Source organism: Loigolactobacillus iwatensis, assembly GCF_003950295.1.
Taxonomy (GTDB): domain Bacteria; phylum Bacillota; class Bacilli; order Lactobacillales; family Lactobacillaceae; genus Loigolactobacillus; species Loigolactobacillus iwatensis.
The window spans coordinates 41,783-55,303 of record NZ_RHNP01000010.1; the positions used below are offsets into that span (position 1 = coordinate 41,783).

Here is a 13,521-nt window from a genome sequence, read left to right on the forward strand (position 1 = left end):
CTCCGCTAACTACAGTAAACTTGCCTGTTCCTGATATCGTTGAAACGCCTCATCGAAAATTGTCATCGTCGGTAAATAACCACCGTTTTCTTCAAGGTATTTGGAAATTTTATCGTAATCCTCTTCTAACTTAGGAAAACTTTGATCAAAAAAAGCATTTGCCGCAAACTCCGCAACTTCATCGTGACTATTAGGGTTACGTTGTGTCATTAAAAATTGATAGAAACTTTTTCGCATCATTGTCCCCCTTCACTGGTTACCTGGGGCAGATAAACGTCTAAATTGATTTTATTATTTGCCAGGTCGATCTTCTTAGCCTTGATCTGCATCCCGTTTTTCATCTTAAACTGATTAAGTCGCAGTTGAATTGTTTCTTTTTTACTATTCAAAACGACCCACTTAGGGAATTTATAACTATTGCCAATGTAATTCATCACAACTTTAATTGGCACGGATAACGCACCGATTTCCATTCGCTTGGCCTTTAATTGAACATCCCCGTTTTCCATCACGTACGGATCCAGGTAAATGCTAAAGGGCACGCCGTAACCCAACAATTTGAACTTGCCCTTTAAGACAGCCTGATCGCCGAGATCGAAAGTGTATTTAATCTTGGTTTTCTTCAAATAGTGGTTTAAATAATAACCAATAACATCGTTCACTTGGGATTTATTTAAATTAACCGAAAAGGTTGCTTGGCGCTTAATTAACTGCTCATTCGGGGCGGTCTGAGCCGGTGGTTGGGTTATTTTGTGGCCAAAATAGACGCCGGTACCGACGATAATTGCCACTAAGATTATAAAAAGCCATTTCCAAATATTAAAATTAGTTGGCGTTGGCTTCGTCTTTTTTTGTGTTCTTGTTGTCACTATTTTTCTAGCCACTCTTTCTGGTTTTGCTGCATGCTAGTGTATAATTTTTGCGTCATTTTCCGATAGCCAGTCACGTTGGGGTGAAAGTTATCCTCAGTCGAAATTAACGGATTCTTTTTATCGCTACTGCTACTATTACTACTACTGCCACCGCTACTGTCCTTAGCCTGTTTCGTTAAAACTGAGCTTTTAGACATTAAATTACAAATATTGACGAAATGACTAGGCTGACTCTGTTGCAAAACTTGTTGCGATGTCGTATTCCAGCTCACCACCGCATCCTGCATTTTCGTCATTTTAGGGAAATAAACGTAAAAAGGATTGTAGATACTGTACAAAAAGATCGGTGCCTTAGCGTTATATTGCCGCACGTGCCCTAGTAAGGTCGTTAAGTGTGCGGTGTAACTTTTTTGCGCCACTTGAATATCCTTTTCGTTAGTATCAAGCATATCCTTTTTGACGACACCCATCAGATCATTACCGCCAACTGTCATCACAATGACATCCGCTTTTTTGAGCGAGGTTTGAATTGCTGCTTGGGATTGCAAGCGGTGATCGATCTGGGTACTCGTATCGCCGGCAACCCCGTAGTTGGCCGTTTTAACCTGAACGTGATCCTTATCGACTAACGAGTGCTTAATCATGCCCACGTACCCGCCGGCCTTGTTCTGATCGCCAACACCCTGCGTTAACGAATCACCTAATGCCACTAAATTAATTTGGCTCTTTTTAGCTGGTTGTTTCTTTTTGGTCACCTGTTGGGTCTTTTGCTGCACAGTTTCTGGATAAAAATGGTTAAACCCAAAGTAAACGCCTAGCGCAACAATTCCCAGTACAACTAGTGCAAGCAAGATATCCCGTAATCGCTTCAGGACTTTCAACTTGCCAACTCCTTACAATTTAAAAATAAAAGGGCTACGACAAATAACGTCTACGCCCTTTAAAAATCATTAATCTTCCGTGTAATACATAATGGCAAAAGCGCCTAGCCCGGCATAAGTTGCGATAATTGGACTTGTGTCGCGAACTAAGACAGGAACTTTAGGTAACGCCTTCTCCAAATCTGCTTTAAACCCATTAACTACCTTATCCGCTGCCACGTGGGAAATACCAATTTCCTTGATATTCGGAATTTTTTCCAACTTGGCAATCAATTCGCGCATAAAATTATTAACGGTCTTCATGCCCCGGCCTTTGGTTCGAACTTGTAGCTCACCATCGACCATCTCAAAGATAACCTTCATATTAAGAATGTTGGAGATCAAACCAGTTACCCGGCTAACCCGACCACCCTTAACGATATTGTCTAAGGTCATAACTGCCATATAAAGTTTAGTATTGGCCTTAACCCGTTCTAAAGCAGTTAAAATCTCAGCCTTGGTTTTTCCTTGTTGGGCCATCCGAGCAGCCGTCAAGACCTGAAAAGCCATCCCGCGATCAGTTTCCCGAGAATCTAGAACGGTAACGTCGCTTTTGCTTAATTGAGCTGCTTGCCGAGCCGTGTTAACGGTACCACTAATGGCATCCGTCATATGAAGGGCAATAACCTGACTGCCGTCTTCACCCAGCTGATCAAAGAGCTCAATAAATTCGCCAATTGGCGGCTGACTTGTTTTGGGCAAAGCTTTCGCCTGACCCATTAATTCAATAAACTTAGGACGAGTAATGGTCTTACCGTCCACGTACACCGTGTCGTCGATCATAACGGACAACGGAATAACAGTGATGTGATTCTGTTCAATTTCTTCTGGTGTGAGTTGAACCGAAGAATCGGTTACAATTTTTATAGTTGCCATGACTTTTATTCAGCCACACTTTCTTACTAAGGTTTTTTAAACCATGCTACAATGAAATTGTGGACATGGTATTTATCTAATATTGACTAGTATAGCAGATTAAATTCTGTTTTTCACTGCTACAGCTAAAAATTAAAGAATGGAGCAACAAGTTATGCATGGTACTTTTCAGCAGTCACCTTTTTCCCGGCGCTACCTCATCGTCAATGAAGTCCTAAATGCAGTAACTCACGGTATTGGCTTTGTTTTAAGTGTCGTCGGCCTAATCTTTTTATTGATCAAGGCTAACACAATTGGTCAAACAATTGCGTACACAATTTACGGCATTACGCTCATGATCCTTTATCTCAGTTCGACTTTATTTCATAGTCTAATTTTCACCCGAGCCAAGTCGGTTTTTCAAGTATTTGATCATTGTAGTATCTACTTACTCATCGCCGGATCGTACACGCCTTATTGCCTAATCGCGTTACACAACACACTGGGTTACGTCTTATGCGCCGTGATCTGGGCCTTGGCGATATTTGGTGTGATCTTTAAATCCATTGCCGGAAATAAATTCAACCACTTAACAACCGTCATATACGTGCTAATGGGCTGGGGCTGCCTAGTTGCCATGAAACCACTTTACCAGCACCTAGGCCCAATTGGCTTCTGGCTACTAGTCGCCGGAGGAGTGGCCTTCACCCTAGGCGCAGTCCTCTATAGCTTCCCCAGAATCAAATTCATCCACGTCATCTGGCACCTATTTGTTCTACTAGGAACAGGCTTCATGTACTTTTCGATTTTGTTGTTTGTATAAAACAGAGTGCCTCAAAAGGCGTTCAGCTTCCGAGCATTAGCCTAAATTGACGAATAATTCATGCAATGAATTATTTGGCGATTGTAGCTAAGCGGAAGAAGCTGCCTTTTTAGGCACGTTTTAGTCGAGAGAGTGTTTGAAAAAGGCGTCCAGCTTCTGAGCATTACTGACGATGTCGATCGGACTAAGATAAACCGAAGTCCGAGTCGCAGCCTAGATTAGCGAATAATTCGTGAAACGGATTATTTGATGATCGTAGCTAAGCGGAAGAAGCTGCCTTTTTAGGCACGTTTCAGTCGAGAGAGTGTTTGAAAAAGCGTTCAGATTATGGAGTATAGCCTACTGCTCCGCAATGGAGGAGAAATATTAGCGAAGAGCGCTAATATTCTTTGATGCTACGGACGTTGACCATTCTTGTGGCAAAAACTAGGGAGCACAGTTATAAAGTCCATAACTGTGTTTCCTCGACTAAGTTTGTCTCAGTCACCGCAAGAAACATGGCAGCCGGGCGAAAAGACACGCGCAGCGGATCGTTCGACCGGCGTAGCTATACGCAATAATCTGCTTTTTCAAACACGTTTCCGCCAAATTGGCCAGACCCAAGCAAAGCCAGCTTTCAAACACAATTTCATCTAAAAAAGACAATCCACAAACACACAAACGCGAAATAGACGACCGATTTCGGCCTCCATTTCGCGTTTTTTAACGTACTTTTTAAACAACTTTTACATTATTTTTCAATCAACCAAACTAACCCTACCTTCGCGGCAAGCCTTAGCTCTTTCGTTGATAAGTCGCAAACGTATACGGGTACTTGTTGTCCTGATCAACTTTGCCATCAAAATGGTCGATCATTTCAAAATCCTTCCAATTAAGTTCTGGCATGTACGTATCGCCAGAAAAAGCACCGTCAATGCGCGTAATGTACAGGCGTTGCACAACATCGGCGAATAAACTGAAAATCTTAGCACCGCCAATAATCATAATTTCTTCATCGTTGTGTAGATCCGCGTAATCTAAAACGGCCTGCTTACTGTGAAGCACCATAACGCCATCAGGGACGGCCAGTTCTTTTTTCTGGGTTAACACAATATTAAGTCGATTAGGCAGTGCCTGTTCCATGCCGACAAAAGTTTTGCGTCCCATAATGACTGGCTTACCCGTAGTCACATCCTTAAAATGCTTCAAATCGGCAGGTAAATGCCATGGTAAAGCACCCTTTGCGCCAATCAAGTGATTCTTATCTTCAGCCCACATATAAGCTAACATTTGCTCACCTCATTACACCGCAACTGGCGCCTTAATGGCCGGCTGCGGATCATAGTTCGTTAGCTTAATATCGCTGACATCAAAGTCAAAAATACTTTGCTTATCAGGATTTAAGACTAACGTTGGTGCTGGTCGGACTTCCCGCTGCAATTGCTCTTTAATTTGGGTGACGTGATTTTTGTAAATATGAGCATCACCTAACGTATGAATAAATTCACCAACCTCAAGCCCAGTTTCATGAGCAATTAAGGCCGTTAACAGTGCGTAACTCGCAATATTAAACGGTACCCCAAGGAAAACATCGCCACTACGTTGGTAAAGCTGACAGCTTAATTTACCATCGTTAACGTAGAACTGAAACATTGTGTGGCATGGTGGCAAGGCCATATTCGGAATATCTTCCGGATTCCAGGCCGAAACAATCAGGCGTCGGGAATCAGGGGTCTTCTTAATTGCGTCAATAACGTTTTTAAGTTGATCAATTGTTGTGCCCTGGCTGGTTTTCCAAGCCCGCCACTGTTTACCGTAAATATTACCCAGCTCGCCGTACTGTTTGGCAAAAGCTTCATCAGCCAAAATTCGATCGTCAAACAAATGCATTTGTTCTTGATATTGCTGATTAAATTCAGGATCGCTCAGATGCCGGTGGCCAAAATCCGTCATATCTGAGCCCTGGTAGTCCTTGCTGTTGACGTAACGCTCAAAGGCCCATTCGTCCCAAATATGATTCTTGTGCTGTAACAAATAACGAATGTTACTGTCGCCCTTAATGAACCAGAGCAATTCACTTTTAATGAGACCGAAAGGAACCTTTTTAGTTGTTAATAAAGGAAATCCTTGGCTTAGGTCAAAACGCATTTGATAGCCAAAAATACTATAAGTCCCAGTATTAGTCCGATCGTCCTTATAGTGACCATCTTTCAAGATTTTACGAGCTAGGTTTAAATATTCCTCTTCCAAGTTCATTGCACCGCCTTAGTTTGCGTACTGGCTCAAATAATCCCACCGTTGCATTTTTTCTTCAATCTGTTGATTTAAATCATCCACTGACTGTTGTTGTTCAGCTAACTTACCATAATCGGCCCCATTGTTGGCCATTTCTTTTTGAACTTGTTCAAGTTGTTGCTCAAGTCCATCAATCGTAGCCTCAATGGTTGCCCACTCTTTCTTTTCATTATAAGTTAATTTAACTTTTTTTGCCTGTTCCGTGCTTTGTGTTTTTTGGACTGGAGCTGCCTTTGGTGCAGTTTGCTTTGGTTTAGCGGCTTCTTTTAAGTAATCCGATAGCTGGCCGGTGAAACGTTCAATCTTGCCACTGCCATCAAAGATCAACAATTCATCCGCAACGTGATCAAGAAAATAACGATCATGTGAAACCGTGATAACAGCACCATTGAAAGTTTTTAGATAATTTTCAAGCACCGTCAAAGTGCCAATATCAAGGTTATTCGTTGGTTCATCGAGTAATAAAACGTTCGGTTGCGTCATTAAAATTTTCAGTAAATACAGGCGACGTTTTTCACCACCAGATAGCTTGCGAATCAGTGTGCCGTGCATAAATCGTGGGAAAAGAAACTGTTCCAATAATTGCGTCACACTCACCGTATCGCCATTTTTGTTAACGACTTGTTCACCGACTTCTTGCAGATAAGTGATTAAGCGTTTATCTGGGTCCATTGGTTCCGTAATCTGCGTATAAAAACCAATTTTGACCGTTTCACCGAGAATCAAGGTGCCACTAGTTAAAGGTAACTTGCCCGTCAAAGCGTTGAGGAAGGTTGTCTTACCGGCACCATTTTCACCGGTAATTCCCAAGCGAGCGCCACCTTGAATCATGAGGTCGAAATTTTTCATAATCACGTGATCGTGAAAAGTCAGACTTGCATCCTTAAGTTGCAACACCTTTTTGCCCAAACGTTGCTGGCCCAAGTTGATATCAACATCATCTTGGCTATTCGTGCCGCCACTGACGGATTCCTTCAGGTCATTAAAACGATTAATGCGGGCCTGCTGTTTCGTAGAACGTGCCTTGGCGCCGGCGTGCATCCAGTCTAATTCTTTTTTATAAAGTTTCTTCTGCTTAGCGGCTTGTTCGCTTTCAGTCGCATCCCGCTTCACTTTTTGCCCTAAGTAGCTTTCGTAGTTGCCGGTATATGCCTCCAGTTTGCCAAAAGAAAGCTCATAAATCTGATTAGTCACCCGATCAAGAAAATAACGATCATGGGTTACGACCAGCAAAGCACCCTTGTAGCTACTTAAATAAGACTCCAACCAGGCAATTGACTCAAAGTCCAAATGATTGGTAGGTTCGTCAAGGATTAATAGATCAGGCGCCTCAATCAACACTTGCGCCAAACCGACCCGCTTTTTTTGCCCACCGGATAGCGTCCCAATCTTCTGATTGAGATCGGTAATCTTCAGCTGATTTAAAATTGATTTGATTTGCGTATCCGCCGTCCAAGCATCATCACGGTTCATCGCCTGCTCAGCCTTAGTGTAACGGTCCTGCACTTTTTCGTTAGTGGCCTGTTCCCCTAACTGCTGCAAGGCACTTTCGTATTCTTGAATCGTTTTAAAAATCGGGTTATCCCCGGCAAAAACGGCGGCCATGATTGACAACTCATCATTTAATTGTGGTATCTGTTGCAAATAACTAATTCGGTACTGTTTCGGCGTCACCACCGACCCCGCATCATAGCTGTCTAAACCAGTAATTGCGTTCAGTAAAGTGGTTTTCCCCGTTCCGTTAGTTCCAATTAAACCGATACGGTCGCCTTCCTTAATCATAAATGAAATATGATCAAACAGCGTTTTTTCACCGTAAATTTTGGTCAGATCTTCTACTGCTAAAGTTTGCATACGTTATCTCCCCAACTATATTCACAGTCCATCATACTATAAAAACAGAGTGTTTGGAAAAGCGTTCAGGTTCTACTCCCCAATTGATGATTATTAGCCTAGACCACTAATAATCTTGATGCTACGAACGATGGCCATTCTTGTGGCAAAAGCTAAGGAACACAGTTATAAAGTCCATAACTGTGTTTCCTCGACTAGGTTCGTCTCGGTCACCGCAAGAAACATGGCTCTGAGGATTGGCCTAAACAGACGAATCACCTTTGAAAAAGGTGATTTGGCTGTTGTAGCCACTATTCCGCAATTGATGATTATTAGCTTTAGTACGCTAATAATCCTGATGCTCCATCCGTTGTCCATTCAACTAAGGCAAAGAACGCCAAGTTGAAACATGGCAACCGCAGGAACCTGCTTTTCCAAACACGTTTAGCCTATCTAAAAAGGCGGCAAGATTCCTGTGGGTAGCCTAAATTAACGAATAATTCACGCAGTGGATTATTTGGCGATTGTAGCTAGGCACAGGAATCTGCCTTTTTAGACACGTTTTCGCCAATTAAACGGCTATCAGTAATAGCATTTAACCGTTGTAACCACGCTCTTCAACTACATTCCAGTCACAGCAGACTATTTGCAAAAAAATTAACCAATGATAAAAATAAAACAGCAGTTAACGCAATCTGCTGTTTTACCCATCTAAACAATCAATTTTAACACCTTTACTCAACTAAATTGGTTAAAAAATCACTAATTAAGGTTATTTTCCAAACACGCCTTAGTTTAGAAGTTCTTTTGCCGCCGCCAATAAGCTAGCTTCATCATTAGCTAACTGGTTTTCCACCACTTGCCGTTCCAGTTTGGCCAAGATATCGCCTAATAAAGGCCCTGGTTTAACCCCAGCCTGTTGAATTAAATTAGCGCCGTTAACTGCTAGTTCGTGCTTGTCGTGAATTGCTAAGGACGAATAGGCCGTCGTCAACGTTGCCGGAGTCTGGCCGGCACCCAGCAAAGTGGCAACTTCATTAACGGACAATAAATTGTCGCGACCAGCAGCATATAAATCCCAGTTAGTTATGTGATCGGCCAAAAATTTTGCCAGCAAAGTGACGTTGTTGCCGACGTTGTTCACTAACTCATTGGACGATTTCCACTGCTTTAATAGCTGTCGCGTTGCAGTTGTGTCCAAGCCTAATTCATAGGCAATCAGTAGCCAGACACTCTTTTCACGGACTAGGCGCCTATCCGGTAAGTCGGCAATTCGTAACAGATTGGCGCCAGCGGAACGAAAACCGGGGCATTTTTGGTAGAGGTCAGTTTCAACAAAAGTTTTCAAACCAGCCGCTCGATTTTGGCCTAATAATAGTTTGACAAATTCTTCGTGAATTCGTTCCACTGCAATCTTGGCTAGCAAGTCATGTTCTTTAGCGATTGCCGCTTCAGTCAAAGGCTCAAGCTCAAAATTTAACTGACTTTGAAAACGCACTGCGCGCATCATGCGTAAGGCGTCTTCATGAAAACGTTCCTCAGGAATACCGACTGCCCGAATCAGACCGTGTTTTAAATCAGTCAAGCCATCAAATAAATCAATGATCGTGCCATCGTGGCGCAAAGCTAAGGCGTTAATCGTGAAATCCCGGCGTTTTAAATCTTCATCTAAGGAACGGACAAAGGTAACGTGATCAGGCCGGCGAAAATCCTGGTAAGTGGATTCCGTGCGAAAGGTTGTCACCTCATAGGCAGTCTCCTTTTCCATCACTGTGACCGTGCCGTGCTGAATGCCCGTGTCAATCGTTCGTCGGAAAATAGCCTTCACTTCGGCTGGGTAGGCGCTGGTGGCAATATCAACATCGTGAATTTTTTTATTACCTAAAATGGCGTCACGAACACTACCGCCAACGAAATAAGCCGCATAACCGGCCTGTTCAATTGCCTGAATAATCGGTATTGCTTGGGTGAATTCTTCGGGAATGGTGCTTAATTTCATAGTAGATACTCTAATCCATCAAATAATTCGTGGTGGTCAGTTACCTTACGACAAGCTAACGCAACGCCAGTCATGAAGGAGGCACGATCATAGGTGTCCTGACGAATCGTCAACCCTTCGCCAACAGCACCAAACTGAACCTGTTGGTGGGCAATCAAACCAGGAAGGCGAACACTGTGAATGCGCATGCCGTGGTAGTTAGCACCCCGCGCACCAGGTAAGGATTCAGTTTCATCGGGATTACCTTGTGGCTTGTCGCCCCGCTCTTTTTGCATCATTTCAGCCGTCTTTAAAGCCGTGCCACTTGGGGCATCTAATTTATTATCGTGGTGCATTTCAATAATTTCAACATCCGGGAAGTATTTGGCCGCCTGCTTAGCAAACTGCATCATTAAAACGGCACTTAAGCCAAAGTTAGGTGCGATTAAGCCACCAACTTGACGCTTTTTGGCAATTGCCTGTAACTGTTTAATATCGTCATCGGTGAAGCCAGTCGTGCCCACAACTGGTGAAATGTCGTGTTCAAGGGCAAACTTAGTGTTTTTAACGGCGGCTGCGGGAACAGTGAAATCAATCCAAATCTCGGGTTTAACGCTAAGAATAGCCTCGCGTTCAGTGAAAACTGGCACGTCAACGTTATTAAAAGTGGCATCCCCAGCGAGACTTTTCTCCGTTGCTCGTGGATCATAAACCCCAACTAAGTCAAAATCTTCATTATCTAAAACCATCTTTGCTGCGGTAGAGCCCATGCGCCCTTTAAAACCAGCGACAACAATTTTCTTCAAACCGATCACCCTTTTCTTCAAGATACTTCTATAGTAACAAAATTTACTTTCTAATAAAACGGGTAAAGTTAGCTTAATTCGGTATAATGCAACTGAGGGCTACTTTGGAGGCGGTTATTTGGAAAATACACGGATTAGACTACAAGACTTATTGCTCATCACTTTAGGCTGTGCACTCTACGCACTAGGCCTCGTCAGCATTAACATTGCCAGTCACTTGGCCGAGGGCGGCATTACCGGGATCACTTTGATTTTGCGTTACTGGTTCCAAATTAATCCCGCTTACTCAAGCCTGGTGCTTAACATTCCGTTAATTTTTATCGGCTATAAATATTTAGGTCGCCACGCTTTAATTCTAACGATTTACGGAACCGTCATGTTATCCGTCTTCTTGTGGATTTGGCAACGACTACCCGTTCAACTCAACTTGCACCACGACCTCTTCATTGCTGGTGTCATGGCAGGGCTTTGCGGCGGTTTCGGCAGCGGCTTAATCTACCGTTCCGGCGGCACAACTGGTGGCAGTGACGTCATTGCTAAAATTATTGAACGTAACCGCGGCGTTTCCATGGGCCGCACAATGCTGATCTTTGACACCGTTGTTTTGCTACTATCCTTAAGTTACCTGGATATTCGCCACATGATGTACACGCTACTGGCCTCATTCATTTTCTCCCAAGTCGTTGATTTCACTCAACAAGGAGCGTACGCGGCCAAAGGTGTCCTAATCATCAGTGAAAATTATCAAGCAATCTCCAGCGATCTGATGGAACAACTTGAACGCGGCGTCAGCTTCCTCAATGGCACTGGCGGCTTCCAAAATCAACAAAAACAAATCATTTATTGCGTGGTCGCACCAAACGAAATCGCCGCCGTCAACGAATTATTGCCTATCGTGATCCGCAGGCCTTCGTGTCGATTATCAACGTTCACGAGGCAATTGGGGAGGGCTTTACTTATAAACGCAAGGGACGATCGTTTTTTTAGGGATGGTTGAGAAAGTATGCTTGAAAAAACAATGTCTTACGCTATTTTAAATACGTTTATACTAAATTTGGTCAATAGGCATAATTTTCAAAAGCGTCCAGACCCAAAATGTGTTGCAATCAAAAACTGAGCAGCATGTCCGCAAATTAGACATGCCGCTCATTTTTTAGTTGATAACGTCATTAATTATTTCAGATAATCCGCCGCTTGGTCACCTGCTTGCCGGCCAAACACGATGATATCTGCAACTGAGTTACCACCAATTCGATTATTGCCGTGCAAACCACCAGCAACCTCACCAGCAGCGTACAGACCAGGAATCGCCTTGCCAGACTTCTTGAGCACTTGCGTCTTGGTGTTAATCTTCACGCCACCCATTGTGTAGTGAATACCAGGCGCAACTGGAATCGCGTAGTAAGGTCCCTGATTCAACTGATGATCCATACCAGTTGTTCGCTGGAACTGCGTATCTTTCTTATTAGCAACAGCCTGATTCCAAGTTGTCACTGTTTTTTGTAATTCAGCGGCTGGGACGTTGATTTCCTTAGCCAATTCTTCAACCGTATCGGCCTTCTTAGTGAAGCCCTTCTTTTCGTACTCATCAATTGCTGAAGAACGTTGCTTTACGCCAGCGTCAAACAGCACGTACGCCATCTTCCCGGATTGCTTGTTGATTGCGGCCGAAACCTTGTCCCGGGTTGACATATCATTTGTGAAACGATCACCTTGTTTATTAACCAAGATGCCACCTTCACCACGAGTTGCCTCACCAATTAAATACGGTGGCTTTTGGTAAACCGTTGGGTGAATTTGAATTTTATTCATATCAACCGTGTAGCCGCCTAATTTTCTGATCATTTTAATCCCATCACCAGTACTACCAGCTTGATTAGTCGTCACGTATTTCGCTAGATCAGGTCGATATTGTTTGATCATTTTTTTAGAAGCACCAAAACCACCAGTTGTAACAATCACGGCCTTGGAACTGATTGTTTTCGTCTTATCTTGATTCATAACAACCTTGACACCGGAAACTTTGTTATTCTTTTCATTAATTTTAGTCACGTCGGCATTCACGAATACTGGAATTTTCTTTTCCTTAACGTTTCGCAGTAAACCATTGACCAAATACTGCCCGACTGCTGAACCATCATGTGGCCGATGTGTTCGTTTAACACTCATCCCACCAGAAATAGTTAGTTTATCAAGCTTCATGCCCATACTATCTAACCAATCAATGGCAGACGATGAGTGATTTACCATATAATGCAAGAGCGCCTTATTATTCGTATATTGGCCGCCCTTAAGCGTTTCTTCGTAAAATTGTTTATTGCTATCCTTGACGCCATTTGCCTTTTCAACTTTGGTCTCTGAAGCATTCATTCCCGATGAAGCTTTCAGCGTATTCCCACCAGCAACCGGCATTTTCTCCAAAATAACCGGGTTCAAACCCTTCTGCTTGGCGGACAAAGCGGCCGCCATCCCAGCACCACCGGCACCAACAATAACAACATCGTACTTACCCTTCAAATCCTTGTCTGGCGTGTACTTTGCCTTCGACGCCGATGTCGTTACATCCGTCTTACTGGCAGCACTAACCCCACTGACCAGCCCCAATGAACTAGAAACGAGTAACAACGCAGATGCAAAAACAGTAAATAGCTTCCCTTGCTTCACAACATAGCCCTCCTCTTTTTATCCTACATTAGATATTGTATTATATTGTGAAGAAATTGGCAATGTTGGTTGTTATTTTGCTATAATTTTTTAATGAATTAAAAATGAATTAAATAGGAGATGAACAAAATTTCCGTATACTAGAACTATTTCTTGATAATTCTGGTGTACTCGTACTTGAATTCTGATTTACGGGCTTTGTTTGATAAATAACTAACCTTATACTTAACAATTTAACTTATTCCAATTTCAAAATATATATTCATATTCTACAAAAAAATAACCCCGGCTGGATAAATTCCACCGAGGTTAGTTCTTAGAAATACGCTAACTACAAGCTTATTCATAACTCATTTTACTAATATCAACTAGTTTAAGCCGACCCATAAAATCAAACAAGTTATAGGCCTTTATTAGCAATTTATTGACCAGATATCAATCCATCACACCAACCAAGCCACTTTGCTTGTCTTCCTACTTTAGAATATATTCAATC

General features: G+C 42.8%; 11 protein-coding genes and 1 pseudogene. 2 read left to right on the forward strand and 10 right to left on the reverse strand.

The genetic code is table 11. From position 1 onward, the window contains the following. Nucleotides 1–9: 9 nt before the first annotated feature. The 4 genes from EKM98_RS04350 to EKM98_RS04365 form a co-directional block, all read right to left on the reverse strand. Nucleotides 10–237 carry a YozE family protein gene (locus EKM98_RS04350; protein WP_125980879.1) on the reverse strand — a complete coding sequence of 76 codons (228 nt, stop codon included), beginning with the start codon at nucleotides 235–237 and terminating at the stop codon, nucleotides 10–12. Next, entirely contained in the window at nucleotides 237–869 is a 633-nt protein-coding gene (locus EKM98_RS04355) for a YpmS family protein (protein ID WP_125980826.1), read from the reverse strand. Before EKM98_RS04355 ends, EKM98_RS04350 begins: the two co-directional genes overlap by 1 nt. Then, nucleotides 869–1,753, reverse strand: coding sequence for an SGNH/GDSL hydrolase family protein (locus EKM98_RS04360; protein WP_225418521.1), 885 nt, complete (start codon nucleotides 1,751–1,753; stop codon nucleotides 869–871). Before EKM98_RS04360 ends, EKM98_RS04355 begins: the two co-directional genes overlap by 1 nt. A gap of 69 nt (nucleotides 1,754–1,822) precedes the next feature. Then, nucleotides 1,823–2,668 (reverse strand): DegV family protein, encoded by an 846-nt coding sequence (locus tag EKM98_RS04365; RefSeq protein WP_125980828.1) that lies wholly within the window; start codon nucleotides 2,666–2,668, stop codon nucleotides 1,823–1,825. A 154-nt stretch (nucleotides 2,669–2,822) separates the two neighbouring features. Between EKM98_RS04365 and trhA the strand changes: the two genes are divergently transcribed. Next, complete coding sequence (gene trhA, locus EKM98_RS04370) at nucleotides 2,823–3,470, forward strand: PAQR family membrane homeostasis protein TrhA (protein ID WP_125980830.1); 648 nt, start codon at nucleotides 2,823–2,825, stop codon at nucleotides 3,468–3,470. Between the two features lie 774 nt (nucleotides 3,471–4,244). Here trhA and EKM98_RS04375 read toward each other — a convergent pair. The 5 genes from EKM98_RS04375 to dapB form a co-directional block, all read right to left on the reverse strand. Beyond that, complete coding sequence (locus EKM98_RS04375) at nucleotides 4,245–4,739, reverse strand: dihydrofolate reductase (protein WP_125980832.1); 495 nt, start codon at nucleotides 4,737–4,739, stop codon at nucleotides 4,245–4,247. Between the two features lie 12 nt (nucleotides 4,740–4,751). Further along, on the reverse strand, nucleotides 4,752–5,699 hold the full coding sequence (locus EKM98_RS04380; protein ID WP_125980834.1) for a thymidylate synthase: 948 nt from the start codon (nucleotides 5,697–5,699) through the stop codon (nucleotides 4,752–4,754). A gap of 15 nt (nucleotides 5,700–5,714) precedes the next feature. Next, on the reverse strand, nucleotides 5,715–7,598 hold the full coding sequence (locus tag EKM98_RS04385) for an ABC-F family ATP-binding cassette domain-containing protein (protein WP_125980836.1): 1,884 nt from the start codon (nucleotides 7,596–7,598) through the stop codon (nucleotides 5,715–5,717). A 769-nt stretch (nucleotides 7,599–8,367) separates the two neighbouring features. Next, entirely contained in the window at nucleotides 8,368–9,576 is a 1,209-nt protein-coding gene (locus tag EKM98_RS04390; protein ID WP_125980838.1) for a CCA tRNA nucleotidyltransferase, read from the reverse strand. Beyond that, nucleotides 9,573–10,361 carry a 4-hydroxy-tetrahydrodipicolinate reductase gene (gene dapB, locus EKM98_RS04395; RefSeq protein WP_125980839.1) on the reverse strand — a complete coding sequence of 263 codons (789 nt, stop codon included), beginning with the start codon at nucleotides 10,359–10,361 and terminating at the stop codon, nucleotides 9,573–9,575. Before dapB ends, EKM98_RS04390 begins: the two co-directional genes overlap by 4 nt. 118 nt (nucleotides 10,362–10,479) lie before the next feature. Between dapB and EKM98_RS04400 the strand changes: the two are divergent. Continuing rightward, a pseudogene (locus EKM98_RS04400) lies at nucleotides 10,480–11,348 on the forward strand (YitT family protein). A gap of 186 nt (nucleotides 11,349–11,534) precedes the next feature. Here the strand turns inward: EKM98_RS04400 and EKM98_RS04405 are convergent. Further along, entirely contained in the window at nucleotides 11,535–13,025 is a 1,491-nt protein-coding gene (locus EKM98_RS04405) for a flavocytochrome c (protein WP_125980841.1), read from the reverse strand. Between the last annotated feature and the right edge of the window lie 496 nt (nucleotides 13,026–13,521).